Source organism: Lentimicrobiaceae bacterium (genome assembly GCA_020636745.1).
Taxonomy (GTDB): Bacteria; Bacteroidota; Bacteroidia; order Bacteroidales; family Lentimicrobiaceae; genus Lentimicrobium.
The window spans coordinates 171,459-197,650 of record JACJXH010000005.1 but is presented as its reverse complement, the minus strand read 5'-3'; the positions used below and the strand labels follow the sequence as shown (position 1 = coordinate 197,650).

The 26,192-nt window shown below is 41.4% G+C and carries 25 protein-coding genes; 6 read left to right on the top strand and 19 right to left on the bottom strand.

Features of this window, described 5'->3' with window-relative positions; translation table 11 throughout:
* Positions 1 to 20 precede the first annotated feature (20 nt).
* The 7 genes from H6541_09695 to atpB all read right to left on the bottom strand — a co-directional run bounded on the left by H6541_09695 (position 21) and on the right by atpB (position 5,655).
* Positions 21 to 539 carry a ferritin gene (locus H6541_09695; GenBank protein ID MCB9016055.1) on the bottom strand — a complete coding sequence of 173 codons (519 nt, stop codon included), beginning with the start codon at positions 537 to 539 and terminating at the stop codon, positions 21 to 23.
* 56 nt (positions 540 to 595) lie between these two features.
* The gene (gene atpG / locus H6541_09690) at positions 596 to 1,480 is read right to left on the bottom strand and encodes an ATP synthase F1 subunit gamma (protein ID MCB9016054.1); all 885 of its coding nucleotides are present in this window, start codon (positions 1,478 to 1,480) and stop codon (positions 596 to 598) included.
* A gap of 18 nt (positions 1,481 to 1,498) precedes the next feature.
* Positions 1,499 to 3,082 (bottom strand): F0F1 ATP synthase subunit alpha, encoded by a 1,584-nt coding sequence (locus tag H6541_09685; GenBank protein MCB9016053.1) that lies wholly within the window; start codon positions 3,080 to 3,082, stop codon positions 1,499 to 1,501.
* Positions 3,083 to 3,097: 15 nt separating this feature from the next.
* A complete protein-coding gene (gene atpH / locus H6541_09680; protein ID MCB9016052.1) occupies positions 3,098 to 3,655 on the bottom strand; it encodes an ATP synthase F1 subunit delta in 558 nt (185 codons plus the stop codon).
* Between the two features lie 5 nt (positions 3,656 to 3,660).
* The gene (gene atpF, locus H6541_09675; protein ID MCB9016051.1) at positions 3,661 to 4,155 is read right to left on the bottom strand and encodes a F0F1 ATP synthase subunit B; all 495 of its coding nucleotides are present in this window, start codon (positions 4,153 to 4,155) and stop codon (positions 3,661 to 3,663) included.
* 77 nt (positions 4,156 to 4,232) lie between these two features.
* Positions 4,233 to 4,493, bottom strand: a complete 261-nt coding sequence (gene atpE / locus H6541_09670; protein MCB9016050.1) for an ATP synthase F0 subunit C — start codon at positions 4,491 to 4,493, stop codon at positions 4,233 to 4,235.
* Between the two features lie 40 nt (positions 4,494 to 4,533).
* Positions 4,534 to 5,655: a F0F1 ATP synthase subunit A gene (gene atpB / locus H6541_09665; protein ID MCB9016049.1), complete on the bottom strand. Its 1,122-nt coding sequence runs from the start codon at positions 5,653 to 5,655 to the stop codon at positions 4,534 to 4,536.
* 297 nt (positions 5,656 to 5,952) lie between these two features.
* Here atpB and H6541_09660 point away from each other — a divergent pair, with 297 nt between their 5' ends.
* Entirely contained in the window at positions 5,953 to 6,399 is a 447-nt protein-coding gene (locus H6541_09660; protein MCB9016048.1) for a nucleoside deaminase, read from the top strand.
* A 144-nt stretch (positions 6,400 to 6,543) separates the two neighbouring features.
* Complete coding sequence (locus tag H6541_09655) at positions 6,544 to 6,882, top strand: hypothetical protein (GenBank protein MCB9016047.1); 339 nt, start codon at positions 6,544 to 6,546, stop codon at positions 6,880 to 6,882.
* A gap of 62 nt (positions 6,883 to 6,944) precedes the next feature.
* On the opposite strand, the gene H6541_09650 is transcribed toward H6541_09655, so the two are convergent.
* From H6541_09650 to purH, 5 genes are all read right to left on the bottom strand, one after another.
* A complete protein-coding gene (locus H6541_09650; GenBank protein MCB9016046.1) occupies positions 6,945 to 8,045 on the bottom strand; it encodes an AhpC/TSA family protein in 1,101 nt (366 codons plus the stop codon).
* Between the two features lie 76 nt (positions 8,046 to 8,121).
* On the bottom strand, positions 8,122 to 8,631 hold the full coding sequence (gene mreD / locus H6541_09645) for a rod shape-determining protein MreD (GenBank protein MCB9016045.1): 510 nt from the start codon (positions 8,629 to 8,631) through the stop codon (positions 8,122 to 8,124).
* Complete coding sequence (gene mreC, locus H6541_09640; GenBank protein MCB9016044.1) at positions 8,624 to 9,454, bottom strand: rod shape-determining protein MreC; 831 nt, start codon at positions 9,452 to 9,454, stop codon at positions 8,624 to 8,626. Before mreC ends, mreD begins: the two co-directional genes overlap by 8 nt.
* A gap of 48 nt (positions 9,455 to 9,502) precedes the next feature.
* Complete coding sequence (locus H6541_09635; protein MCB9016043.1) at positions 9,503 to 10,525, bottom strand: rod shape-determining protein; 1,023 nt, start codon at positions 10,523 to 10,525, stop codon at positions 9,503 to 9,505.
* Positions 10,526 to 10,581: 56 nt separating this feature from the next.
* Positions 10,582 to 12,108 carry a bifunctional phosphoribosylaminoimidazolecarboxamide formyltransferase/IMP cyclohydrolase gene (purH, locus tag H6541_09630; GenBank protein MCB9016042.1) on the bottom strand — a complete coding sequence of 509 codons (1,527 nt, stop codon included), beginning with the start codon at positions 12,106 to 12,108 and terminating at the stop codon, positions 10,582 to 10,584.
* Positions 12,109 to 12,334: 226 nt separating this feature from the next.
* On the opposite strand from purH, the gene H6541_09625 reads away from it, so the two are divergent.
* From H6541_09625 to H6541_09615, 3 genes are all read left to right on the top strand, one after another.
* Positions 12,335 to 13,594, top strand: a complete 1,260-nt coding sequence (locus H6541_09625) for an ABC transporter permease (protein MCB9016041.1) — start codon at positions 12,335 to 12,337, stop codon at positions 13,592 to 13,594.
* A gap of 194 nt (positions 13,595 to 13,788) precedes the next feature.
* Positions 13,789 to 14,601 (top strand): FRG domain-containing protein, encoded by an 813-nt coding sequence (locus H6541_09620; protein ID MCB9016040.1) that lies wholly within the window; start codon positions 13,789 to 13,791, stop codon positions 14,599 to 14,601.
* A 468-nt stretch (positions 14,602 to 15,069) separates the two neighbouring features.
* The gene (locus H6541_09615) at positions 15,070 to 16,875 is read left to right on the top strand and encodes a DHH family phosphoesterase (protein ID MCB9016039.1); all 1,806 of its coding nucleotides are present in this window, start codon (positions 15,070 to 15,072) and stop codon (positions 16,873 to 16,875) included.
* Positions 16,876 to 16,961: 86 nt separating this feature from the next.
* On the opposite strand, the gene H6541_09610 is transcribed toward H6541_09615, so the two are convergent.
* Together H6541_09610 and H6541_09605 are read right to left on the bottom strand one after the other, a co-directional pair.
* The gene (locus tag H6541_09610) at positions 16,962 to 17,585 is read right to left on the bottom strand and encodes a LysE family transporter (protein MCB9016038.1); all 624 of its coding nucleotides are present in this window, start codon (positions 17,583 to 17,585) and stop codon (positions 16,962 to 16,964) included.
* 6 nt (positions 17,586 to 17,591) lie between these two features.
* Positions 17,592 to 19,145 carry a GH3 auxin-responsive promoter family protein gene (locus tag H6541_09605; protein MCB9016037.1) on the bottom strand — a complete coding sequence of 518 codons (1,554 nt, stop codon included), beginning with the start codon at positions 19,143 to 19,145 and terminating at the stop codon, positions 17,592 to 17,594.
* Between the two features lie 260 nt (positions 19,146 to 19,405).
* On the opposite strand from H6541_09605, the gene H6541_09600 reads away from it, so the two are divergent.
* Positions 19,406 to 20,461: an endonuclease/exonuclease/phosphatase family protein gene (locus H6541_09600; GenBank protein MCB9016036.1), complete on the top strand. Its 1,056-nt coding sequence runs from the start codon at positions 19,406 to 19,408 to the stop codon at positions 20,459 to 20,461.
* A 79-nt stretch (positions 20,462 to 20,540) separates the two neighbouring features.
* Here H6541_09600 and hemW read toward each other — a convergent pair whose 3' ends face one another.
* The 5 genes from hemW to H6541_09575 form a co-directional block, all read right to left on the bottom strand.
* Positions 20,541 to 21,680: a radical SAM family heme chaperone HemW gene (gene hemW / locus H6541_09595; GenBank protein MCB9016035.1), complete on the bottom strand. Its 1,140-nt coding sequence runs from the start codon at positions 21,678 to 21,680 to the stop codon at positions 20,541 to 20,543.
* 137 nt (positions 21,681 to 21,817) lie between these two features.
* On the bottom strand, positions 21,818 to 22,750 hold the full coding sequence (locus H6541_09590) for a diacylglycerol kinase family lipid kinase (protein ID MCB9016034.1): 933 nt from the start codon (positions 22,748 to 22,750) through the stop codon (positions 21,818 to 21,820).
* 9 nt (positions 22,751 to 22,759) lie between these two features.
* On the bottom strand, positions 22,760 to 23,785 hold the full coding sequence (locus tag H6541_09585) for a glycosyltransferase family 9 protein (GenBank protein MCB9016033.1): 1,026 nt from the start codon (positions 23,783 to 23,785) through the stop codon (positions 22,760 to 22,762).
* A 10-nt stretch (positions 23,786 to 23,795) separates the two neighbouring features.
* Positions 23,796 to 24,554 (bottom strand): glycosyltransferase family 2 protein, encoded by a 759-nt coding sequence (locus tag H6541_09580; protein ID MCB9016032.1) that lies wholly within the window; start codon positions 24,552 to 24,554, stop codon positions 23,796 to 23,798.
* Between the two features lie 249 nt (positions 24,555 to 24,803).
* Positions 24,804 to 26,126 carry an MATE family efflux transporter gene (locus H6541_09575; GenBank protein MCB9016031.1) on the bottom strand — a complete coding sequence of 441 codons (1,323 nt, stop codon included), beginning with the start codon at positions 26,124 to 26,126 and terminating at the stop codon, positions 24,804 to 24,806.
* Between the last annotated feature and the right edge of the window lie 66 nt (positions 26,127 to 26,192).

Genomic DNA, 26,192 nt, shown 5'->3' with positions numbered 1-26,192 from the left:
TTTTTCAAAAAAATAAGAAATTATTCAGCAATAGGTGCCACTACTTTGGCTGCAGCCATAGCTTGCAGATCCTTGTCCATGTGGAACATTCCTGCTTTATCTTCACCAACAAGCTTCATTTTGTCCAGTATTCCATGTACTGTGCTTTCTTCTTCAATCTGTTCATTGATGTACCATTGCAGGAAGTTGCCAGTGGTGTAATCCTTTTCATTCAACGAAACTTCATAAAGCTTGTTGATGGAGTCGGTAATAAACTCTTCATGGCTCATCACATGGTTAAAAACGTCGAGCAAAGAGTTGTAGGTTGATGCAGGAACTTCAAGTGCTGATAATACTGCATAACCGCCTCTGTCATTCAAAAATTTAATGAACTTTAGCATATGCATCCGTTCTTCGTCCGACTGTTTATATAGAAAATCAGCAGCACCCCGGTAACCTTTGGTTTCACACCAGGAGGCCATTGCCATGTAAATCCTCGAAGAATGTTCTTCATTTTTAATCTGGATATTGATGGCTTCTTCAACTTTTTTTGAGATCATAATCTAAATGTTTTTGTATTGGTTAAACGATTTAATGGGCAAAAGATTGCCCGAAATCAGCTGTTTTTTAAAGCTTCGGCTCCACTTACAATCTCTAGTATTTCCTTGGTAATGGCAGCTTGCCTTGCTTTGTTATACGATAACCGGAGGTCTTTAAGCAGTTCAGCAGCATTGTCAGTCGCCTGCGACATCGCTGTCATGCGTGCTCCAAGTTCTGAGGCCCATGAATCAAGTAATGCTTTGTAAAACTGGGTTTTAAGAATCTGCGGGATAAGTTCTTCAAGAATTTCTTCTTTCGAAGGATCGTATATAAACTCTGATACAACATGAGATTCTTCCGAATCATTCAGCGCAGGTTCAACCGGAAGAAATTGTTCAGTAATTAACCTCTGAACCACTGCATTTCTGAATTGGTGGTAAACGAACATTATTTTGTCGAAATGGCCCTCTTTGAACATCTTCATCAATTTTTCAGCAATTACTGAGGCATTGTTGAAGTTAAGGTTATCGTACAAATCATCATGCGATTCAATGACATTAAATCCCTGCCGTCTGAAATATTCTGAAGCTTTTCGCCCGATGGTAATCAATCCGAGATCGGAAGGTTTATCAGGTTTTCCCCAATTTGAAATCGTATTATTTACCTGTTTAATCACATTGGTATTAAAAGCTCCGCACAAGCCTCTGTTTGATGAAAAGACTACGATTAAAAGCTTTTTACCAGTGCGCTGAACTGCATAGCTGCCCGAGTCGAGAGTATCGTTTCCTGAGCTCAACTCCTGCAGCATCTGCTTTTGTTTTTGGGCAAAAGGTCTTAACTGGAGAATTCCTGTCTGGGCCTTGCGCAGTTTTGATGCAGCCACCATTTTCATAGCGCTGGTAATCTGCTGAGTTGATTTTACCGAAGCAATTCGGGTTCTAACTTCCTTTAAACTGGGCATTTCAGAAAAATTGGTTGGTTATACTTCGTATTTTCTGCGCAGGTCAAGAGCAACTGTTTCAAGTTCTTTTTCAATCTCAGGCGTATAATTTCCCTTGCGCAGCGATTCCATAAGTGCTGGTTTGGTATCGGCCAGATTATGAAGAAATTCAGTTTCGAAATCATGGATGCGCTTTGTTGGAATTTTTTGCAGCAGACCCTTTGAGCCACAGAAAATAATGGCTATCTGTGATTCAACGTTCATAGGTGAATATTGGGGCTGTTTCAGGATTTCTACATTGCGTGCTCCTTTTTCAAGAATGGACTTGGTAACAGCATCAAGGTCAGAACCAAATTTTGCAAAGGCTTCTAACTCACGAAATTGTGCCTGATCTAACTTAAGGGTTCCGGCTACTTTTTTCATGGCTTTAATCTGGGCATTTCCTCCAACCCTCGAAACAGAAATACCAACGTTGATAGCAGGTCTTATGCCTGAGTTAAACAGGTTTGTTTCAAGAAAAATCTGGCCATCAGTAATAGAAATTACATTGGTTGGGATATAAGCTGAAACGTCGCCAGCCTGTGTTTCAATGATGGGTAATGCTGTAAGTGAACCTCCGCCTTTAACTTTATGTTTGATAGTTTCAGGCAGGTCATTCATTTTGGCTGCAATTTCGTCTGAGGCAACAATCCTGGCAGCTCTTTCGAGCAAACGGGAGTGAAGGTAAAATACGTCGCCGGGATAAGCTTCACGTCCGGGCGGACGTCTGAGCAACAACGAAACTTCGCGATAAGCAACGGCTTGTTTTGAGAGGTCGTCATAAATAATGAGAGCCGGACGTCCTGTGTCACGGAAATACTCTCCGATGGCTGCACCTGTAAATGGGGCATAAAACTGCATAGCTGCCGGGTCGCCGGCTGTTGCCACTACTACAACAGTGTATTGTAATGCACCTTTTTCTTCAAGAGTCTGAACAATATTGGCCACAGTACTGCCTTTTTGTCCAATAGCTACATAAATACAGTAAACAGGTTCACCTTTATCGAAAAATTCTTTTTGATTGATAATTGTATCAATGGCAATGGCTGATTTTCCGGTTTGGCGATCGCCAATTATCAATTCACGCTGACCTCTTCCGATAGGAATCATGGAGTCGATAGCCTTGATGCCGGTTTGGAGTGGCTGATTTACGGGTTGTCTGAAAATTACACCCGGCGCTTTACGTTCAAGTGGCATTTCAAAAACTTCGCCAGTAATGGGCCCTTTGCCGTCAATGGGTTCACCAATGGTATTGATAACCCTGCCCAGCATTCCTTCACTTACCGGTACAGATGCAATTAATTTGGTGCGGCGCACCAAATCGCCCTCATTGATGCCTGCGGCTTCTCCCAGTAACACAATTCCTACATTGTCTTCCTCAAGATTAAGCACAATTCCTTTTACACCTGTTGTGGTAAACTCAACCAATTCACCGGCCTGTACATTATTAAGGCCGTATACCCTGGCAATTCCATCACCAACCTGTAATACGCTTCCTGTTTCTTCCAGCTCGGCTTCTGATTTGAATCCGGCAAGCTGCTGCCTTAGAATTGCTGATACTTCCGCGGGTTTAATTTCTGCCATATGGTTATTCCTTATTTAAAATTCTTTGATATAGGTGTTTACATTAAATTCTGACCGAAGGTTCTGTAGCTTTTTGCGGATGCTGTCGTCAAACTGAATTCCGTCAAGCTTGACAATGATACCGCCAATAATGGCCGGGTCAACTTCTTCGTGTAATTCAATTGTTGAGCCGGTTTGTTTTGACAGTACGTTGAGCAGGTCTTTTCGTTCTGATTCGGTGAGCGGCGAAATAGTTGTGACTACGGCCTTTTTGATGTTTTTATACTCACGGTAAAGATTGCCAAACTCAAGAGCAATATGAAACAGGTGAGCTTCCCGTCTTTTTCTGATGATGATTTCAACAAAGCCCATAGATAAACTGCTAAGGGTTTTACCAAAGATATCACGCATGATCCTGTTTTTTTTGCCTGCCGGTATCACAGGGCTTTTCAGCAAGTTGAGCAGATCGTGGTTTTGCTGGCACACTTCAGCCAGGGTAACCATATCCTTGCTGGTTTGCTCAAGGACCTTATTTTCCTCTGCAAGGCCAAATAGGGCCGTGGCATAACGAATATTAATCCTGGGGTTGTCCATAAAGGCTAATTAAGTTTAATGTCGTTGATTGACTGTTGAACAATAGCCTTATCCTTGGCGGGATCTGACAACTCCTGACCCAATACTTTTTCGGCAATTTCAATCGAAAGATTGGCAATTTGGTTTTTCAGGTCGGTAATTGCTGCCATTTTTTCAAAGTGAATGCGTTCACTGGCATTTTCCAAAATACGGTTAGCTTCTTCATTGGCTTTAACCCGAGCATCTTCAATAATGGTCTCCTTAACCTTTCTGGCATCACGCATCAGCGCATCGCGTTCTTCTTTTGCTTCGCGCATCAGTTGCTCGTTACTAAACCGTAATTCCTGCATTTCTTTGCGGGCTTTATCTGCTTCGTGCAGTGCCTGCTCGATGGCCTCTTCCCTTTCATGTAACGCTCTCATTACCGGGGGCCATACAAACTTACCCAGAATGAAAAGAAGCAGCCCAAAGGCAAGCGTCATCCAAAAGATAAGTCCAATTCCGGGACTAACTAATTCCATAGTTTAGAGTTTAATGTTTTTTACCCAAAAATATCCTGATGAAGCAACCAACCGTTACCCCATCAGGATTTTGTACACTAAATAAATACAACAAGCAGACAAACAACAATTGCAAAAAAAGCAACTCCTTCGATAAGAGCAGCCGCTACAATCATGTTTGACCTGATGTCGCCGGTAGATTCAGGCTGTCTTGCCATTGATTCAAGTGCGCCACGGCCAATGTTTCCAATGCCGATTCCGGCTCCGATTGAAGCAATTCCTGCGCCAAGCGCAGCACCCATTTTTGCAACCGGGGCAAGGTCAGCAGCTACCTGCAGAAGTAATGATAAAAGTGACATAATTGATTGATTTTAGGGTTTATCTGGTTAATGCAATTTTTTAATGTGAAGCTTCCTGTACATGTTCATGTTCTTCGGTAGCCATTCCAAAATACAGGGCCGAAAGCATTGTAAACACATATGCTTGTATGAATGCAACCAACAACTCGAGCAGGCTTATAAATACTGAAAACAAAACAGAGACGGGCGAAACACCATAACCCAGGGCCGGATTCATATTGGCAAAGATGAAAATCAAACTTACAAATCCGAGAACTATAATATGGCCGGCCGTGATGTTTGCAAAGAGACGCACCATTAATACAAATGGTTTGATAAAGACACCTGTAAATTCAATGAGGGGGAGTAATGGCAGCGGAAATTTAAGCCACCACGGAACTCCGGGAGGATTGAATATATGAAGCCAGTACGACTTGTTGGCAATGAAGGTGGTAATGATAAAAGTGAAAGCGGCCAGTACCAATGTTACTGCGATGTTGCCTGTTACATTGGCGCCTCCGGGGAAAAATGGGAACAACCCAATCAGATTGCTGAAAAAAATGAAAAAGAATAAAGTGAGCAAAAAAGGCATAAATTTCTTGTAATGCTTGCCTATTGACGGCTCAGCAATGTCGTCGCGCACAAATAAGATAAGTGGTTCGAGCAAAGCCTGTAGCCCTTTGGGTGCATGGCCGGCATTGCGTTTGTACGATTTGGCAACCTGAAAGAAAACCACCAGCAGCACAATAAAATTTACAAAAATGCCAACCACTGTTTTGGTAATGGACAAATCAATTGGCCTGGATGCCGTTTTATCTGTTTCCATTGTGCCGGGAATCACTTTTACAATTTTCCCCTTTCCGGCCTTGCGGTCTGTTTCAATTTTATATCCTTCGTATGATTGTTCGCCATGATGAAACTTTGAAGAACTGAAGGTGACAAGTTTTCCCTCATCAATCAGAATGATGGGCAAAGGGATGGTAAAATGTGTATGTCCAAATGAAGCGATGTGCCAGTCATGACTGTCAACAATATGATCGATTATCATGTTGCCGGCATTAAATTTTTCTTCGTGGCTTGTTTCTTCGTGCCCTGTTTGCAGCGGTTCTTCATGCGAAGGGTTAGATGAAAATGCCCCAAGGCTGCCGAGCAGGAATATAATCGATAGTAAAAATGTCCTCATGCTTTTTCCGGATCCACTGCTGTTTAAAATTTACATTACTATAATGAGTGCAATTATAGCAAAAATTACCCTAATAACCCTTTCTGGGGACAAAATATTGTTTGTGAAGACTTGCGTTTGAAAATTTTCAAAAACCCGGTCACTTTTTTATAACAAGCATTATACTGATTTGTTTAGACCAGCAGTGAATTGCTTTTAATTTTTCTGTTTTCAAGCTGTTTGTTGTAATTTTGAGCAAAGTTATGCTTCAGATTTTAACAGTCTTTTATGCGAATAAAGGGTTGTAATTCTTATTGAATGATGGAAAAAGAACAAAGTGATATACATTTTATGAGGCAGGCGCTGCTGGAGGCTCACAAAGCAGCAGCCCGTGATGAGGTTCCTGTTGGCGCTGTTATTGTTAGCAATGGTCAGATTATAGCACGTGGCTATAATTTAACCGAAACACTTAACGATGCTACGGCACATGCTGAAATGCAGGCTTTTACCTCTGCAGCAAACTTTATTGGCGGTAAGTATTTGAATGACTGTACTTTGTATGTAACTGTTGAGCCATGTCCCATGTGTGCGGCTGCTTCACTCTGGGTACAGTTAGGAACCATAGTTTACGGGGCTGCTGATTCTAAAAGAGGTTATTCAACCATTAGTTCTAAACTTTTACATCCAAAAACAATCGTCAGAGGAGGGGTTTTATCTGATGAGTGTAGCAGCCTGATGTCGGATTTCTTCAGAAAAAAAAGATAGGTTTGTGCTGTTGGGTAAATGAGGCTTTAACACTTATTCACAGTATTTAACAGTGGTTTAACAATAGAGGCCTTTGGCTGAGCATACCTTTGTGTGTCCTTTTTGATGGACAAAACATAACATAAACAATAAATACTATTTGAAATGAAAAAGCTTCTGATTATCGCAACTGCGTTAATTTTTGCAGCAAGTACTCCGATTCTGGCTTCACAGAATCAGCAAGGACAACCTCAATCAACTAAATCAAAAACTATTGTAAAGCATGAGGCACAAAAGCCAATTGCTAAGGATGAAACAAAAGCGGCGGCTTTGGATGTAAAGACTGCCCAGGTTAGTCAGGCGAATGTGCAGACAAAAAAAACAGGAGACGACAAAACTGTAAAAAATGATAAGAAACCTGGAAAGTCGCACAAAGGCTTGAAAGGAAATAATCAGGCAAATATGACAAAGGATAAAAAGTTATTGAAAGGTAAATCGAAGTAAAGTATAAGACAAAAAAGGCTGTCCGTTCGGACAGCCTTTTTTGTGCCAAAATGAATGAATGATTATACAGCACCCAGCAATTCAGCAAGTTTTTTGTGAAGTTCTTCTCCGCGTAAGTTTCTGCCCACAATTACACCATCTTTGTCAAGCAAAACATTGGCGGGAATCGACATAATGCCATAAAGTTTACCTGCTGAATTGCTCCAGTATTGCAAGTCTGAAACATGCTTCCAGGTAAGTTTGTCGTCCTGAATGGCTTTTTCCCAGGCGTCTTTCTCTTTATCAAAAGAAACGCCAAGTATGTCAAATCCCTTATCCTTATACTTGTTAAAAGCAGCTACAACGTTTGGGTTTTCATTGCGGCAGGGGCCACACCACGATGCCCAGAAATCAACCAAAAGTACTTTTCCGCGAAGTTGTGAAAGAGTAACCGGGTTGCCGTTCTCATCGTTCATCGTGAAATCAGGGGCTGTTTTTCCAATTTCAACATTCTGAAGTACTGCAATCCTGTCGGCTATTTTTTTGCCATAAATAGATTCTTTTATTTTAGAATCAAACCCAGCGATGATATCAACAAGATTTGTTAAATCAAACTGGTAGGCATGGCGCATAACGACAAAAGGAGCGACATATGAACTGCTGTTTTCCTTGACAAACATCATCATATCATCTTTTTGTTTTTTATCGGCCTGGTCAATGGTGGTTTCAATTTCTTTCATTTTAACCGTATCATTGGTTCGGCTGGCTTCGTTATAAGCAGTGTAAAGACTGATTTCTTCTGAACGCTGAATTTCCTGTTTTTTAAGGTATTCGCGATAAACTTTGTCTGAAACGGAGCCGCTGAATTGAGGAGACATGATGCTGTCTATATGAAAGCTCATCTGAATCTCAGAAGGTTCATTAAAAAAACCGATATAACGCGATTCGTCAATACCAATAAAATACAAGTCGGGTTCTTCGATAATGCCTTTAAAAGTAAATTTTCCGTTTTCAATTTTTGCGCTATCCAGCACTTCAAATTTACCTTCTTTGCTCTTCTGTAAATAAACCTGTCCGGCAAAGTCGCCCCTGATTTCGCCTTTGATAATAAATTCGTTGCTTTTACGGCTGTTGCAGGCGCTTATTACAAAAACAGCCAACATGTAAAAAAGTAGTTTTTTCATCGTGTTGATTTATAGATTTGAATGCCAAAAATAATCAAATATATAAGCCAAGTAATAAAAGAAGGTGTTCGGTTGCTTATTTTCGGCGCCGCATAAAAAGATATTCAGTAATAAGCACCAAAGAAAGCGTTGCGAGTGAACTGAGGAGCATCCTGAGCAGAATCATGCCAGCTTCGGCTATTCTGAATGCGTCGAGCAGGGCCAGTACGAATTGATGGGCTAATATAAGAATGAGCGAATAAATGAGGAACCAACGAAACCCCATATCCGCGATTCCGGGTTTCAGGTTGCCTTCATAATCGGCTGGTGCTCCGGTTATTCTGATAACCTGAGGCCTTAAAAAGGCCATGAAGACAGTGGCTGCAGTATGCAATCCGGTTGAATTGGTGAATGAATCGATGCTTAGCCCCAGAAAAAAAGCACTGACAAGTAACAGCCAGCCAGGAGTTTCAAATGGAAGAAGAAGTATAAAGAATACATATAAACAGGGATTGATGTACCCGCCAATATGAACGTTGTCAAGCAAAAGCACCTGAACCGCAATCAGAACAAAAAATCTGAGAATATCTTTGCCGTAACTATTCATCAATCACATTTTTGCTGAGTTCCAACTGTTCTTTTCTATGAAGATTTTCAATTACATACACATTTCCCAGGCTGTTAAGGTCGGCTGAAAATCTGAAATCGATTACATAAAAATGTTCACCACTTTCAATGTGTATTTTTTCAACTTTACCCACCATAATTCCTTCAGGGAAAATATGACTGAATCCGCTTGTAGTGATGGTATCGCCTTTATTAACCTTTACGTGCGCCGGAATGTCAAGCAGTGTGCCTGATGCAGGGCTGCCTCCGTTCCAGACCACAGTGCCCATCTGGTTCAGGCGATTGATTCTTGCACTGATTTTGGTGTGCTTATTTAAAACAGACATCACCCAGCTGAAGTTTTCCGAAACACTTACCACTGTTCCCACAATTCCATCAGGATTGATAACAGCCATATCGCGGTGGATTCCCTGACGGCTTCCTTTATTCAGCATAATATAATTGCTCCTGAGGGTTGTAGAATTGCTGATAACCCGGGCTACTGTAAAAATGTATTGTTGTTGATATACAGTATCTGTAACGGTTTGTGTAGTTGTATCGATGGCAACCTGATTTGCCTTGAGCTGGTTAAGCAAGCGCGCATTTTCGTTGGCTAATCTTGCATTTTCCTGTTTCAGAGTAAAGTATGATGTGATACCTGAATAGGTTGAGAATACGCTTCCGGTAATGCCATCAGTAGCTTTGGTAATCACAGATCGCTGATAATAACTTTTATTGGCGATCAGGATAACAGACACTACTTCGAGCACCAGAAACAGAAAAAAGAAATTGTGCTTCCAGATGAAAGCCAGAATATGTCGCATAGGCGTTTACAAGTCCTGACAGGCCTTGCTCATGAGAAGACCTGCCTGTTATTTAATAAGGAAAGTAAACTTGTTGAAATTTTTCAGTGCAATGCCGGTTCCTCTGGCAACAGCCCGCAAGGGATCGTCGGCCACATGAACGGGAAGTTTGGTTTTGAGGTGCAGCCTTTTGTCGAGTCCGCGAAGCATTGAACCACCGCCTGCGAGGTAAATACCGGTTCGGTATATGTCTGCTGAAAGCTCAGGAGGTGTCATTTCTAGCGCATTTAGAACTGCTGCTTCTATTTTGGCAATAGATTTGTCGAGGCAATGGGCGATTTCGGAATAGTTTACATAAATCTCCTTGGGAATGCCGGTAAGCATATCGCGTCCGTGAACTGGATAGTCGGGCGGTGGATTGTCAATTTCGGTCATGGCTGCCCCAACATTAATTTTGATGGCTTCGGCAGTCCTCTCGCCAATATTGATGTTATGCTGCTTGCGCATGTACTCCTCAATGTCATTGTTAAAGTCGTCGCCGGCAATGCGGATAGATTTATTATTTACGATTCCACCCAGTGCAATTACAGCAATTTCACTTGTGCCGCCACCTATATCAATAATCATATTTCCGGTAGGTTCCAACACATCTATGCCAATTCCAATGGCAGCAGCCATGGGTTCATGAATGAGTCTTACTTCTTTGGCTCCGGCTTGTTCAGCTGAATCTTTTACCGCCCTTTCTTCTACTTCGGTGATGCCGGAAGGTATACAGATAACCATTTTTAGCGCTGGTGGAAACAAACTGCGGGTAGGGCCGGTCATTTTGATTAATTCGCGAATCATGTATTCTGCTGATTGGAAATCAGCAATTACGCCATCGCGAAGAGGTCGGATTGTTTTGATATTCTCGTGGGTCTTTCCATGCATCATCATAGCCCGTTTCCCTACGGCAATAATCTTTCCGGTGTTGCGCTCTATCGCAATAATGGATGGTTCATCTACCACAACCTTGTCATTATAAATGATAATGGTGTTGGCAGTTCCAAGATCCATTGCGATCTCTTTAGTCATGAAGGAGAAAAGTCCCATTTTATATGATTTCTTAATTTCCTGTTAATGTTTTAATTGATGGAGTTAAAGCTTTTTTAGTGTTTAAAATGTCTGACACCGGTAAAAACCATACTCAGTTCATTGGCATTACAATACTCAATTGAGTCTTCATCCCTTACAGATCCGCCAGGCTGAATTACTGATATTATGCCTGCTTTATGTGCTATTTCAACTGAATCAGCAAAAGGGAAAAAAGCGTCAGATGCCATGACTGCACCGGTAAGGCTTAGGCCGAAGCCATTGGCCTTTTCGATGGCTTGTTTGAGCGCATCTACCCGTGATGTTTGCCCGGCACCACTGCCAAGCAACTGTTTGCCCTTTGCCAGCACTATGGCATTTGATTTACTGTGTTTTACCAAAATGTTGGCAAACAGCAAATCGTCAATCAATTCAGCTTCCGGGGCAAGCCGGGTTACTACTTTTAAATCATTTGCTGTCTCGGTTTTCAGATCTTTATCCTGCTGTAATACACCGTTTAGCACAGTGCGAAACTGTTTAGGCTGAAAATCAAACGATTTAGCCTGCAAAATTATTCTATTTTTCTTGCTCTTCAGTAGTTCTAGTGCATTTTTTTCATAACCTGGTGCCAGAATAATTTCGAAGAACAGCAAATTGATTTCGGCAGCAGCTTCAGCGTCAATGATGGTATTGGTTACCAACACACCGCCATAGGCAGAAACCGGGTCTCCGGCAAGAGCTGCTTTCCAGGCATCTGTGAGCAGCGGACGGGAGGCAACACCACATGCATTGTTGTGTTTTAATATGGCAAATGTTGTTTCCTTGAATTCTTTGATTAATCCAACAGCAGCATCTAAATCCAGTAAGTTGTTGTATGATAGTTCTTTACCATGTAGCTGTTCAAATACCTGATGGAGATTGCCGAAAAATACTCCCTTTTGATGAGGGTTTTCGCCGTAGCGTAATACATTGCCCGACGGAGCACTGTAGCGAAATTCCTGATGTCCTGATAATTGCCCCATGTAATTGAAAATGGCAGAATCATAATGTGATGATTCTGCAAAACCATAGGATGCGAAACGAAGCCGGTCTTCAATCGTTGTGCTGCAACCGCTGTTCTCAAGCAGATTGATAAGCTCAGGATAGTGTTTTGATGAAGGAACCACCACTACATCCTGGTAATTTTTAGAGGCCGCCCGAATCAGTGAAATTCCTCCAATGTCAATTTTCTCTATAATGTCCTGATGCGAAGCACCTGAAGAAACAGTTGCTTCAAAGGGATACAGATCAACTATAACCAAGTCAAATGGCGGAATGCCATATTGTTCCATTTCAGCTATGTCAGATGGAAGTGATTGTCTGCCCAGGATTCCTCCCAGTACTTTGGGATGCAGTGTTTTTACTCTGCCTCCCAATATTGACGGGTAATTGGTAAGCGATTCAACGGTATGCGCTTTTATCCCTAATGACGATATAAAGTCAAAAGTTCCGCCGGTTGAATAGATACTAACTCCTGCCTGGTCGAGTAATTTTACGAGCGGGGCTAAACCATCTTTGTAAAAAACTGAAATTAGTGCTGACTTGATTTTTTTGTTCTGGCTCATATCAAAAATTTGCGATTGAAACGTTTGGCGCTTCAGATACGTTAAAAAATGGAAACGTAAGAAATTATTATTTATTTGACCTGCAAAATATTACCTGCCAAAAAATACTGATTATATCGGTTTGCTCCCATTGTGCAAGTTTATTAAAAATCGCGGCAAAGCGCAAGAATTACTTTCATACCTTATCGGGAAATTATTAATTTTACAACGGGATAAAACCAATATAATGAAAAAGACTGTAATTTTTGTAAGGTTGCTGCGTGAAAGCTACTTATTTGCTCTTAGTGCTATTGTAGTTAACAAGGTCAGAACTATTTTGTCTCTGCTGGGGATCACCATTGGCATCTTCTCCATTATTTCCGTTTTTACAGTTTTTGACTCTATTGAAAGAACTTTGCGCGACAGTATCAATTCGCTGGGCAGTAATGTGTTGTTTGTTCAAAAATGGCCCTGGGCATTTGGTGGAGACTACCCCTGGTGGAAATATATGAAACGGCCTGAACCAACAATGGCTGATTTAAATGAAATTCAAAGGCGGAGTAATGCTTCGGAAGCCAGTACTTTTATGCTTAGCCTTTCTAAAAATGTTAAATATGGAGCATCTTCGGTCGACAATGCCAATATTATGGCGGTGTCGCATGATTACAGCAGGGTGATGCCTGTTGAATTTGCTGATGGACGTTATTTTACCGCCGAGGAATCGGCCGGAGGAAGACCTGTTTGTATCATTGGCGATGAACTGGTCAAAAATCTGTTTGGCAATAGTGAACCCATCGGAAAAAGAATCAAAGTTTTTGGCCAGAAAATTGAAATCATTGGCCTGCTTAAAAAAGAAGGCGAAAAGAGTTTTGGCAATTCGGCTGATAACCAGGTTTTACTGCCCATTAATTTTGCCCGGAATTTTGTTGACCTTAAAAATGACAATACTGGTGCCGCCATCATCGTCAGAGCCAAGCCCATGGTGTCTAATGATGAACTGGCCGATGAGCTCACCGGCATAATGCGCTCAGTCCGGAAGTTAAAACCCGGTGTGGAGGACGATTTCTCAATTAATGAAACCAGTGTTATCTCTCAGGGTTTCGATAACTTATTTCGTATCGTGGCCATTGTTGGATGGATAATTGGTGGTTTTTCTCTACTTGTAGGAGGGTTTGGCATTGCCAATATCATGTTTGTTTCGGTAAAGGAACGGACTGCACAAATAGGTATTCAAAAATCGATGGGAGCCAAAAATTATTTTATCCTTCAGCAATTCCTCTTCGAAGCAGTGTTTCTTTCGCTTTTTGGAGGACTGGTTGGCTTGTTGATAATTTATGTTTTAACGTTGGCTGTTTCGGCTGTGTTTGATATGAATCTTGTTCTGACAGCCGGCAATATTGCGTTGGGTGTTACTGTTTCGGCCGTAATCGGGTTGGTTTCAGGGTTTTTACCTGCCTGGTCGGCCTCACGCCTTGATCCGGTTGAAGCTATGCGATCAACGTTTTAAATTTTATTTTAAGTCATTTTATTTGAATGAATTATAGTGTCTTTTGCTGATTAATAATTGTGTGTATAAAGTGGCCTGATGATGATCTTCAATTTCTGAATGGAATTCTCCGTTTCACGAAATAGCCATCTGAAATTTATCCGACTGATGAATTATTTGACTTAAGGGTTTCCTTTCATCGCTATTTATTCATTATGAACGAAACAACAGATATCAGAGTTTCTAACTGGAGTGAACTTCAGGAAATGCTCTTTCGCGATTCGTGGGACGGTAATCTGGGACGATTCAGATCCTCCTATGTTTTCAGAGGGCTTTCAGATGTAAACTATGAGCTGAAAACCAGCCTGATGAGGATTGAAGGGCCATACAATGAACTTGAACGGCATCTGCTCAGAAATTTCAGAAAATATGCTTACCGGAATACCATTTCCGGCGAGTCTGTCTGGAATTTGCTGGCTTTGGCCCAGCATCATGGTTTGCCTACCCGGTTACTCGATTGGACTTATTCGCCTTATGTAGCATTGCATTTTGCCACAGCCAATCTGTTAAAGTTTGATATTGATGGTGTAATCTGGTGTGTAAATTATGTGAGATCCAATAATTTTCTGCCAAAAGCCCTGCACCAGATCATCAGAGAGGAAGGTTCGAATGCATTTACGCCTCAGATGCTCGAACTTCAGTGTAGCTCTTTAAAGCATCTCGATGCTATGTCAGAACACCGCTTTGCTCTGTTTCTTGAACCTCCGTCAATGGACGAAAGAATTGTTAATCAGCATGCATTATTTTCTCTTATGTCAAATGCAACTCTTCTCATGAGCCGATGGTTGAGTGATCACCCTGATTTGTTTTACCGAATTATTATTCCCGCCGAACTTAAATGGGAAATACGCGACAAACTTGATCAGGCCAACATTACCGAAAGAGTGCTGTTTCCCGGACTCGACGGATTAAGCAGCTGGCTGAAAAGACAATACAGCCCCAGGACTTTTAATGAAAATCGTGAATAATCGCTAATTCTCCCCAAACAGGTTAGCGGCTTCCTCTTCAGTGTTTATGATGGAAACTTTTATCATTACCGATGATGAAGGGTTGGTTAGCTTATGCAAAAATTTTCAGGCTTCGGGCAAAAGACAGCAATCAGTTGAAGCCATTGCATTGAATTCATAAAGTTGCTTTGCTGAAATTTTGCAGGAAAATGACTTGCATTTAACCGATGTCAGTTTTAAGGGAAAGATAATCAACATGATAGATAGGCTGATTGTCATTTTCTAACCATGAATGGTGCAATTTTGAATATTAAATCAAAGGAAAACATAGCACCAGGGAGCTGTTCACATCATGGGCACAAAGAATACGAAATGGTTTAATATCATAAAACTTACTGTTGGTATTCGTCAGCACTGCATAATTATGAACAATTTTATTCCTTTTTATGCGACTTTATCCCTAATTTTACCCATCTAAAAATTACGTGAATGCAAAAGCGATGGGTTTTGAAACCAGGGGGTGATCCGGCAACGGTAACTGCACTGGCTGAAGAGTTGGGCGTGGGGCCAAAACTGGCCGAACTATTGGTGCAAAGAGGGATAAATACTTACGGGGAAGCACGTGCTTTTTTCAGACCCGAACTAAGTAACCTGCATGATCCTTTCCTGATGAAGGATATGGATAAAGCTGTTGAAAGAATAGCTAAAGCGCTGGATAACAATGAAAAAATTCTGGTATATGGCGATTATGATGTTGATGGAACCACTGCCGTATCACTGGTATATACCTTTTTGGTAGAAATTGGTCATAAACAAATTGATTTTTATATTCCTGACAGATATGCTGAAGGATATGGCATATCATTTCAAAGTGTTGACTTTGCCGCTGAAAACGGATTTAAGTTGGTTATTGCCCTTGATTGTGGAATAAAAGCCATTGAAAAAGTAGCTAAAGGAAAAGAAAAGGGAGTTGATTATATTATTTGTGACCACCACAGGCCTGGCGATACATTGCCTGATGCTGTTGCCGTGTTGGATGCAAAACGGCAGGATTGCCCTTATCCTTACAAAGAGCTTTCGGGATGTGGTGTCGGCTTTAAGTTAATTCAAGCCCTGGCCTCGGTGAGAAATGTGCCGTTTGAATCGCTCAATAAGTACCTCGATTTGGTTGTTGTCAGCATTGCTTCTGATATTGTTCCTATTACAGGCGAAAATCGGATTCTGGCTTTTTATGGACTGAAACTAATCAATCAAAACCCCAGAGCTGGCTTTGAAGCTATTTTGAAGTTTTCAAATATCAATCGAAAAGAGCAGGTTAACGGGCAGGAGCCGGGTAGTGGTTTGATCAATGGAAATGGAAAAGATAACGGTTGCTTTATTTTTAGCAGGGAGTTAACTATTTCTGATCTTGTTTTTCTGGTAGGGCCGCGAATAAATGCTGCCGGAAGAATTGAAAGTGGCCGGAATTCTGTCGAGCTTCTTATTTGTGAAGATCCCGAAAAAACAGAACAAATCGGACAACAAATCAATGACTTTAATACTACCCGTCGTGATTTGGATTCCAACACCACAGATATGGCAATGGATGCCATAAAAACGATTCCGCGGTTAAAAAATGCCAAAACCACAGTCGTTTATAACCCCGACTGGCACAAAGGAGTTATTGGGATTGTTGCTTCAAGGTTGATTGAATCTTATTACCGGCCAACCATTGTTTTAACACAATCAAATGGCCTGATTACCGGTTCGGCCAGATCGATCAAAGATTTTGATATTTATGATGCAATTGATGAATGCAGCGAATTGCTTGAGCATTTTGGTGGTCATAAATATGCAGCAGGTTTATCAATGAAACCTGAGAATCTTGAAGCATTTATCGAAAAATTTGAAACCGTGGCTGCCCGGATGATTTCTGATGAAATGCTTACTCCTGAAGTTGAAGTAGACCTTGAAATTAATCTGAATGAAATCAATCAGAAATTTTTCAGGGTGCTCAAGCAATTTGCTCCATTCGGACCAGGTAATATGTCGCCGGTGTTTCAAACCAAAAGGGTAATCGATAATGGTTATGGACGGGTTGTTGGAAAAAATCATCTGAAACTTACAATTGGACAGCCCGAAATTGCTTCAGTTCCTTTCCCGGCCATTGCTTTTCAGCAGGGCGATCATTTTCACTATATCAGCCAGGGAAATTCTTTCAATATCTGTTACCATATTGAAGAAAATGAATGGAATAATCAAAAGTCTATTCAGTTGAATATTAAGGATATAAAGATTCCTTCGGAAGAAGATTAGCCAAAAATACTGCGGCAGAATATTTTTCAAACGCCATAGAACACAGCGGGGTCAGTATTGCTGACCCCGCTGTGTTCTATGATAAATTAAAAGTTGATAAAAGTTCTTATCATCAGATAAATGCCGAATAGCACCAGTAAAATCCCTACCAGATGGTTTATCATGATGAGAATGCGCGGTTTCAGGTAACGTTTTAGCCTGCTGGCTATTATTACTTTTAATATATCAGTTGAAAAAATGGTTAGTAAAGAGCCTAAAAAGAACGCTTTGATTGACCAGGAGTCAGTGCCATAGCCTGAACTGACGGAAACCATCACAGAAACCCAGAAAATCCAAACAAACGGATTTGCGAAGTTTAGAAAAAAACCTTTAAAAATATAAGTTAAAGGCCCGGGCATTTTTACATCAATCAGATTGTTATCGTCGGCTATCTGAACTTTGCGCAAAAATGTGACTACTCCGAAAATCATCAGTACAATGCCACCAATGATGCCAAACATGAGGTAATTTCGATCGTTGCCGATCACCTGCACTGCGCCGAGGTAACAAAGGACAACCAGACTTAAATCGCTGAGGAAAATGCCTCCTGCAAGCAGTATTCCGCTGCTCAACCCACGGTGAATGCTTGTTTGAATCAGCGAAAACATTGCTGGTCCAAGCATAATCGCCAGGGTCATGCCCAGAATCATACCTTCGAAAAACGGATGCATCTTAGTTTACTTTTTCCTGTAATTATTATCCAGGTATTCTTCCCACTCAGTATGTTTATTACTTTTTATAACTCTGGGAAACTTATGTGAGCCTCCTTCTTTGCCAAGCAATTTCATATAATCGTAAAACAGGTGCAATGGCAATACTTCAACAATGATTTCTCTGATTGCAGCGATACGTTCAACACGGTAATCGTCGTTAAGATCTTTCAGGTTTTGATCAATGCGCTCTTTGATGGCCTCAATGTCAATGGTTGAAGGGTCATTGGGTGTTCCGAGGTACCATTTGTGAGCAAACATGCTGGTATGCTTGATTCCGGCTACCGTAAATTCGGGAACAGGAATATTCATTTGTTCTTCCAGCAGCTGAATGGCCCGGTTCATGTTTTCCTGTGAAAGGTGTTCGCCACAAAGATTCAGAAAATGTTTTGTACGGCCTGTAATTACGATTTCAGACAAAGCTTTTGACGTAAACTTGATGGTATCACCAATCAGGTAACGCCAGGCACCGGCACACGAAGAGATCAAAAGTGCGTATTCGCGGCCCTCTTCAACCTGGTCTATTGTAAGTGTTTCTGCGTCCGGATTCAGCGTTCCTTCAGCGTCAAAGTTGTTTTCGTTAAACGGCACAAATTCAAAAAATAAACCATTGTCCAGAACCAACTGCATGGCATTGGTGCCGGGGCGGCTTTGATATGCCATAAATCCTTCAGAAGCCAAATAGGTTTCAATGTAGATAAGTGGCTTGGCCAGTAATTTCTCAAATGTCTTTATATACGGGGCAAAAGAAACGCCTCCATGCACATAAATGGATAGATTGGGCCAAATGTCGTGAATGGTTTTGACATTATAATGGGCTATAATCCTTTCCATAAGGATTTGTAGCCATGCCGGAACCCCAACAATAACTCCAATATCCCAGTTTTTGGCATTTTTTACAATCTCATCAAGTTTGGTTGTCCAGTCGCGTTCTTTTGAAATGCGTTTGCCGGGTTTATAAAAATGCTGAAACCAAAAGGGGATATTTCCGGTGGTAATCCCCGAAAGGTCGCCTTCGTAATAAGTGCCATTGAAGTGCAGGTGTGTGCTTCCACCAAGCATAAGAATCCCACGCTCGTAGAAATCGCGGGGTAAGTCATACTTAGCCAGTGAAAATATCTGGCGAATACTGGTTTTCTTGATGGCTTTGAGCATGTCTTCCGTAACCGGAATGTATTTGCTCGATGCTTCGCTGGTGCCTGAGCTTAATGCAAAGTATTTGATTTTACCGGGCCAGCTTACAAAGGCTTCTCCGTTGAGTGTGCGATACCACCATTTCTGATGAATTAAATTATAGTCGTGCAATGGAACTAACTGCCTGAACTCTGCTACTACATCCTTTTTTTTCAGAATACCTGCAAAATTGTAGTTCTCACCAAAGGAGGTGTATTGCGCATTTCGTAATAGTTTTTTGAGGGTTGCAGCCTGTTGTTGAGCAGGATTGGCTCGTCTGATTTTTTCCAGCGGGATTTTTCCGGGAAATTCAATCGCGCTTTTGATGATAGAACCCAGTATAGGCATATCTGTTTTTTTTTAGTTTATCCTTTTGCGGGTGTAAAATTAGTGATTTTTATTTACTGATTGAGGCTTGAGATTGTCCGAATGACCGTTTCTGATAGTATTCCTCACCGTATTTTGACGTGTACACTTCTTAATTGTTTCACGCAGTGTGTTTTTATTTTCCCTTATTTTGATAAAGCTTCGTTATTTTTACCAAAAAATCAGAAATTCCTCTGATAAATGAATGAGTTGATGTTTGTGTAAAAAAGCGGTAATTTATTATGAGAGCTGTTGTAAGAATTTTTCGTGTTCTGTTGATGATTGTTGCTATTTTGTTGCTGTCTGTGGGCTCATTTTTAGCTTATCAGACTTTAACGGATTACAGGCCTTTACCTGTTGAAATTATTCGTGTTCACGGTCAGGCACAGGTTGTTCCTGATACTTTAATATGTACAACATACAACATTGGTTATTGTGGCTTAGGCGCCGATATGGACTTTTTTTATGAGGGAGGTTCTATGGTTAAACCTGATCAAGCGCAATTTGATAAATATCTTTCAGGCCTGCTGCAGCGGCTTTCTTCATTTGGCGAATCAGATTTTATTCTTCTGCAGGAAGTTGACTCTTTAGCTAAACGAAGCGGGTTTGTAAATGAATATGGAATATTGCGTGAAAAACTGCCCGATTACCAGTCATCATTTGGTATGAATTACAAAGCCTGGGTGCCCATGCCGCTAAAATCACCTATGGGAAAAGTCAGAGCGGGCATTCTCACTTTAAGCAAATATACACCGGCCGAAGCCGTAAGGCATGCGTTTGAGTCGGGTTATTCGTGGCCCATGAGTTTATTTATGCTCAAGCGGTGTTTTGTGGCTACCAGGTATAAAACTAAAAACGGGAAGGATTTATTGATTTTAAATATCCATAATTCGGCATTTAGTGATGCCGCTGAAATTCGCCAAAAGGAACTGGCTCAGCTCAAAAAAGTTATGCTGGATGAAACAGGCAAAGGTAATTATGTGATTGTGGGAGGCGATTGGAACCAGAATCCTTCTGTTTTTGACAGTACGCTGGTTCTTGATAAATACCTGGTAAAAACAATTAATCCTCCTATTCCTGACGATTTCCTGCCCTCAGGCTGGAAGTATGCCTTTGATCCCTTGCATTCTACCAATCGTGATGTGGATGTGCCTTATACTGAAGGAAAAACAAAATCAACCCTGATAGATTTTTTTGTGATTTCACCCAATGTAAAGCTTGAATTTGTCAGAACAACGCCTACTGGCTTCATGGAATCAGACCATCAACCCGTTACCATGAAGGTGGTTTTGAACTAAAATCAGGCAGATATGCCTGTTTCGGATGATTATTCTTTATTAAACTGAAACAGATTTATTAAATCTGAATGGTTGATGGCTATTCAGCGTTTTCAATCATAAAAAGGTCTGATGCTATGCCATCGGCCAGCAGCTTGCCTTGTTGCGTAAGGGTGTATACATGCCCCGTTTTGTTTACACAACCTCTGTTGATCCATTTTATGGCGTTGGCCGAAAAGAAGTTGGAGAAAAGTTTGCCATATTGCTGTTCAATTTCAATGGTGTTGCAGCCCCACATGGTTCGTAAACCTGTCATTACAAACTCGTTATACATCTGCTCAGTAGTCAGTTTCTCTGTTTCACAGGGAATTTGATTCGATTTAACAGCGTCAAGGTAAGGTTTGATTGCGGAAACATTCCATTGTCTTGACCTGCCATCGAACGAATGGGCTGATGGGCCAAGTCCCAGGTAGGGTTCGCCTTTCCAGTAAGATGTATTGTGCCTTGCATAATGCCCCTGAAGGCAAAAGTTGGAGATTTCGTAATGTTCATATCCTCTTTTTTGCATCAGCTGCATCAAAAGCTCAAACTGTCGGGCGGATTGCTGCTCATCAACCGGTGCTGCCTGCTTTTTTTGAATCATGAGGTCAAGAGCAGTGCGGGGCTCTACGGTAAGTGAATATGCTGAAATATGTGGTATTTCGAGGTCAAGGGCAGTTTGGATATTATGTTCCCAGTCATTGTCTGTAAGGCCCGGAATGCCAAAAATAAGGTCAATTGTTAAATTTTCAAAACCTGCATCTTTAGCCTGATGAAGGCATTTGATGGATCTTTCTGCAGTGTGAACTCTGTTCAGATATGTCAGGTCGTGGTTTCTGAAAGATTGAACGCCAATGCTTAACCGGTTAATGCCTGATTTGTTCCATTGATACAGGTTTTCATCGTTAATGTCGTCAGGGTTGGCTTCCAGTGTAATTTCAGCATTTGTTGCAAGGCTGAAATTTTGTTTCAGGCTCATGAAAAGTTGTTCTAGCATTTCAGGTCCAAGCATGGAAGGTGTTCCTCCTCCAAAGTATAGGGTTTCAATTGTTTGTGCGCCCGTGTATTCGCGTTGAAGCGTCATTTCATGGCAAATGGCATTCACCATGGCTGGCATAGTGGAGCGAGAGGCAACAGAAAAAAAATTGCAATAATGACATTTTTGTCTGCAATAAGGTATGTGAATATAAATTCCTGCCATACAGCAAAGGTAGTTAAAGTGGGAAGAAATCAGGCGTAAACGTTGCGAATGCTATTCAGGATTAGTTGAATGCCGGGCTTATCCTGCAGAAGGATAAGTGACAAACTTTCTTTGTCACATATTGATTCTGCGCATAACTAGTCGCCCACAACTACATTGATTCCCAACGGGATAATTTCGAACTGCATGGGAGTATGTCCTAATGATTCTCCGTCAGTTTCAAGAAAAAGTGCAGGTTCTGATTCAATTTCTACTTTAGCCCCTCTGAAAGTTAACACTTGCGGCATTTTCAGAAAAGTACCATCATAGAGTTTCTTTACACTTCTGATGACCATAAACCGGCTTACACGGGTAATGATGGTGATGTCAAAAAGGCCGTCGTCGGGAATGGCGTCAGGGGCCTGCATCATACCGCCTCCGTTAAATCGGCAAATAGCCACACTCATACTGAAAACATCTGCATTTGTTTTCAGGCCGTCAACTATCACACGGCTTTTAATAGACTGATAGGAAATAAGGCTGGTGAACAGGCTGATTAAATATGAAAACGGACCGCCTTTGCCCTCTTGTTTAACTTTGTTGGTACGTTTGGCAACCATTGCATCGAACCCGAGACCGGCCATATTGATAAAATGGCGGTGTTTGGGTAAATCATTTTGCATGTAATTAACACGGCCTACATCCTGAGGTTTTGTTTTAAATTGACGGATAACTTCTATGGCTTCGCGGTATCCCATCGGAATATTAAAGGATCGTCCCCAGTCATTGCCGGTGCCTACTGAAATCATGGCCAGGGTAATTTCCCTGGGCGGGTATTTTTTTTGAGTATATACGCCATTCAACACCTCATTGAGGGTGCCGTCGCCACCTACAACAATAATTTTGCGATAGCCTGATTCAATGTATTTTCTTGCAAGTTTAACCGCATGGTTGGGATGTTCAGTAAATACATTGGTAAACTTAATGTCAGCTTCATTGAGCAAAGCTGCGATTTCAAGCCAGTCTTTTTCGCCTTTCCGTCGGCCAGCATTTGGATTCACAATTACAAACCATTCACCAGTAAAATCCATAGTTTATTTTTATTGAAAGTCATCATTAAGCATTGATTCCAGCTTGAGCTTTACCTGTTGCGGGCTGATGTTGAGCATACATTGACAGTTTCCTTCCTTACGGCAATCGCTGCACTCTTTTTGTTCAACAATAAAACCAGCCTTTTGCCCAACAGGAGCCCACCGCCCGGGATGCATCGGCCTGATTGGGGGGTAGATACCCAGCGCTATTTTACCTGAGGCCGCAGCCACATGAAGCGGGCCTGTACTTGCCGCAATAAGCCCGTCGGCAGCGTTAATGAATGAAATCATTTTTTCCAGGCTCATTTTGCCTGTGAGGTCGGTTACATTGGTTGCCTTGTCAAAAAAGCCTTCCTGAATCAATAGGTCACCTTCCGCTTTTGTGCCGGTGACAAATATTTTGAACAAGGAATGTGGCAAAAGAACTGAGAGTTTGGCAAAATTATCACTTCCCCATTCTCTGGCACTTCCTTTCGATTTGGGATGTAATATCAGATTGAATCTTACCGGATCAATCAGAGAGGCAAGCTCATCAGGAAGTTTTACAATTTTATTAAAACCATAGAAACCGGAGATTTTATCAAGTGGTAATGTCGGTTGGCCAAGCAACTTTTTGGCTAACATGATATTCAGTTGAGCTTCGTGAAAGGGTGAGTTTTTGCGTGATAACCCTACCAGATGATTACAATTGAGCCAGTGATAGATTCTGCCGGTTGTTCCTATTCTGACAGGAATTCCGGCTTTGCGGGCCAGTTGGGCAATTTCTTTCCGGGGAAATACATGCAGAATGGTATCGGCTTCCATGCTTTTAAGCAAACTCACTTTTGCAGCTGCAGTTTGGCTTTGCATTTCATTCCAGTCAAGAAAGTCATCAACGTGGCTGCACGACATAATAACCGGCCTGGTGTAATTCATTCCAAGAAAAGTAATTCTGATGTCAGGATACTTTTGTTTGAGCAAACCCAAAAGCGGGAAAGTAAGCATGACATCTCCAATACTATCTGTACGGCTAATAATAATATGCCTGGGTTTCATCTGCATGTAATTAATTGGCGCTGCCCTCTAATTGCCTGATTTTAGCATACTTTAAAAACGTAGCCTGAGCGGAGATATAACATACTATAAAGCCATAATAGCCATCGAGAAACCCAAGTTTGAAAATATAATCTCTTATGAATTTAACAACAGGTTTTATCAGAATGTGCAACAGGGTAGATTTTTTGCCTTTTCGGAATGCTTCTTCGGCAGTAAGATCGGTAAAGCGGTTGGCCTGTGCAACGTGTCCGGCTATGCTATAGTATGAATAATGCAGGAGATCGCCTTCTAAATGTTGGATTTTTATATCCGGGTCAACACTCAGGGTTTCATGGATAACCATTCCCGTCCAACGGGCTTTTTCACGATTAAAAAGCCTTATTTTTCGGTCTGGATACCAGCCGCAGTGCCTGATCCATTTGCCACAATAATTGGTAAGGCGGTTCATACTGCATGTGGGCTCTGTTTTTTGGCTCTTAGCAGCCTTTATTGACTCGATAAGTTTATCAGACAGGGCTTCGTCGGCATCAAGCGATAATATAAATGGATATTTTGCCTGAGCATTGGCAAAATTCTTGGTTTCAACAAATCCTTGCCATGGATGGCTGATAAAGCGTGCCTGATTTCGGAGGCATATTTCTTTTGTCTGATCGGTTGACCCGCTGTCAATCACTACAATGTCATCCGCAATTTCTTTAACAGAATCGAGGCAACGACCAATGTTTCGTTCTTCATTAAACGTAATGATCACAACAGAAAGGTGCCTCATAATTAAAGTTGTAATGTGCAAAGATAAACAGAGCATAACAATATCATGAGTTTTGCCGGCGATTTTTAAAGCCTTATTTCGGTTTCAGTTGCCGGAAACTTCATGGTGTGATGAGCAGATGTGTTGTAAATGTATGTAAATCAATGTTGTATAATGCCTTGAGTGCAATGCGAAGGTGGGATTAAGGATGGCTAAACTTGTAATGCCGGATTATTGAGTGCTGAATCAGATGTTCTTCATTCTCTGATTTTAAAGCTGTTTTTTTCGCCAGTTGCCCGAACGAAGGTATATATAGGATAAAAGTCCCAGCATAAGAAAATATACAATTTCACAAGACCACACATATTCGATACTCAATCGGAGGTGAACAGCCAGAATATAGGCCACAATCAGGTAAACGATAATGGTTATCAGCTCAATACCCAGAGCAGTAGCCGTGTTGGCGGTACCTGAAACACCATTAAACATAATACTTGAGAAAGAGAAAAGCAGTAAAGCTGACATTATAACGTAAAAGGAAGGAATGGTTTGCGTGATAAGCTCGGCATTTGAAGTATAAACAGAGATAAGCAATCGTGGAATAAATGCCGAAACTAACACAATGCTTCCGATGAGAAGAAAGTTAAGCAGGGCAATTTTTCTGATGACAGGAATTACATGATCGGGTTTACCTTGCCCGAGCATATTGCTCACCAATGAGTTGGTGGTAGAGCCAAAGGCAAAAATCGGAATCATCAGCACCAGATAGGCACTGCGAATGATGTTTGAAATAGCTAGTTCGCGCTGCCCCATTTTTTCAACAATCATAAAGAAAACAAACCAGGCTGCCAGCGAGATGAAATACTGGGCCATGATAAATACCGAAATATCAAGTGTTTTGCGCACAATTGACCAGTCGATCTTTCCAAAGTTAAAGAGGTTATACTTTTTCAAATCAACCATTTTAAAGGTATAATAGAAAAAATAGACTGCTGAAACGGCTTCGGCAATGGATGAAGCGATGGCGGCTCCCTTAATGCCCATTTGAGGGAAGCCAAAATGCCCGAAAATCAGGGCGTAGTCAAGAAAAACATTTGTGCCGGCCATAATAAGGGCATTATAGGTAAGCACTCGGGTGTTGGTAGTGCCAATAAAGAATCCTCGCAGCAAAACATTGCCAAAGGCAAAGAAAATTCCGTAAATGCGGTATTGAAGAAAATCGTTGCTGGCGTTAAAAATGGCCTCTGACTCAATCATAGGCCTGAGCATGACCGGAGAAAAGAACTTAATCAATATAAATAATACAAGCCCCATTCCCATAAGAAAGTACAGGCTGTTGTCTACGATTTTGCCTATCTCCTGGTAGTTTCTTTCGCCATTCCGACGAGCCATCAGAATTTGGCCGCCAATGCCAAATCCAAATCCAAGCATAAACAGGGAAATGTAAAACAGCCCTGCAATAGCAGAGGCTCCAAGCTCAACTTCGCCTACTCGGCCCAAAAAAGCAGTATCTGTTACATTAACGATATTCTGGGCAACCAGACTGAGAATAATGGGCAATGAAATTTCCCAGATGCGGCGGTATGTTGGAATGGATTTGCTGGTCATAATCGGCAGCAAAGGTAAGCTAAATATTTTCTGCCGTGGTATTTTGGCAAA

Coding starts and splice junctions, on each gene's coding strand:
- H6541_09625 (MCB9016041.1), top strand. CDS start 12,335: ATGAAAAAGACTGTAATTTTTGTAAGGTTGCTGCGTGAAAGCTACTTA.
- H6541_09655 (MCB9016047.1), top strand. CDS start 6,544: ATGAAAAAGCTTCTGATTATCGCAACTGCGTTAATTTTTGCAGCAAGT.
- atpG (MCB9016054.1), bottom strand. CDS start 1,480: ATGCCCAGTTTAAAGGAAGTTAGAACCCGAATTGCTTCGGTAAAATCA.
- H6541_09615 (MCB9016039.1), top strand. CDS start 15,070: ATGCAAAAGCGATGGGTTTTGAAACCAGGGGGTGATCCGGCAACGGTA.
- H6541_09695 (MCB9016055.1), bottom strand. CDS start 539: ATGATCTCAAAAAAAGTTGAAGAAGCCATCAATATCCAGATTAAAAAT.
- H6541_09660 (MCB9016048.1), top strand. CDS start 5,953: ATGATGGAAAAAGAACAAAGTGATATACATTTTATGAGGCAGGCGCTG.
- H6541_09600 (MCB9016036.1), top strand. CDS start 19,406: ATGAGAGCTGTTGTAAGAATTTTTCGTGTTCTGTTGATGATTGTTGCT.
- H6541_09580 (MCB9016032.1), bottom strand. CDS start 24,554: ATGAGGCACCTTTCTGTTGTGATCATTACGTTTAATGAAGAACGAAAC.
- H6541_09635 (MCB9016043.1), bottom strand. CDS start 10,525: ATGGGACTTTTCTCCTTCATGACTAAAGAGATCGCAATGGATCTTGGA.
- H6541_09685 (MCB9016053.1), bottom strand. CDS start 3,082: ATGGCAGAAATTAAACCCGCGGAAGTATCAGCAATTCTAAGGCAGCAG.
- H6541_09620 (MCB9016040.1), top strand. CDS start 13,789: ATGAACGAAACAACAGATATCAGAGTTTCTAACTGGAGTGAACTTCAG.
- hemW (MCB9016035.1), bottom strand. CDS start 21,680: ATGGCAGGAATTTATATTCACATACCTTATTGCAGACAAAAATGTCAT.
- atpF (MCB9016051.1), bottom strand. CDS start 4,155: ATGGAATTAGTTAGTCCCGGAATTGGACTTATCTTTTGGATGACGCTT.
- H6541_09605 (MCB9016037.1), bottom strand. CDS start 19,145: ATGCCTATACTGGGTTCTATCATCAAAAGCGCGATTGAATTTCCCGGA.
- atpH (MCB9016052.1), bottom strand. CDS start 3,655: ATGGACAACCCCAGGATTAATATTCGTTATGCCACGGCCCTATTTGGC.
- H6541_09585 (MCB9016033.1), bottom strand. CDS start 23,785: ATGAAACCCAGGCATATTATTATTAGCCGTACAGATAGTATTGGAGAT.
- H6541_09650 (MCB9016046.1), bottom strand. CDS start 8,045: ATGAAAAAACTACTTTTTTACATGTTGGCTGTTTTTGTAATAAGCGCC.
- mreD (MCB9016045.1), bottom strand. CDS start 8,631: ATGAATAGTTACGGCAAAGATATTCTCAGATTTTTTGTTCTGATTGCG.
- atpE (MCB9016050.1), bottom strand. CDS start 4,493: ATGTCACTTTTATCATTACTTCTGCAGGTAGCTGCTGACCTTGCCCCG.
- atpB (MCB9016049.1), bottom strand. CDS start 5,655: ATGAGGACATTTTTACTATCGATTATATTCCTGCTCGGCAGCCTTGGG.
- H6541_09610 (MCB9016038.1), bottom strand. CDS start 17,585: ATGCATCCGTTTTTCGAAGGTATGATTCTGGGCATGACCCTGGCGATT.
- H6541_09590 (MCB9016034.1), bottom strand. CDS start 22,750: ATGGATTTTACTGGTGAATGGTTTGTAATTGTGAATCCAAATGCTGGC.
- mreC (MCB9016044.1), bottom strand. CDS start 9,454: ATGCGACATATTCTGGCTTTCATCTGGAAGCACAATTTCTTTTTTCTG.
- purH (MCB9016042.1), bottom strand. CDS start 12,108: ATGAGCCAGAACAAAAAAATCAAGTCAGCACTAATTTCAGTTTTTTAC.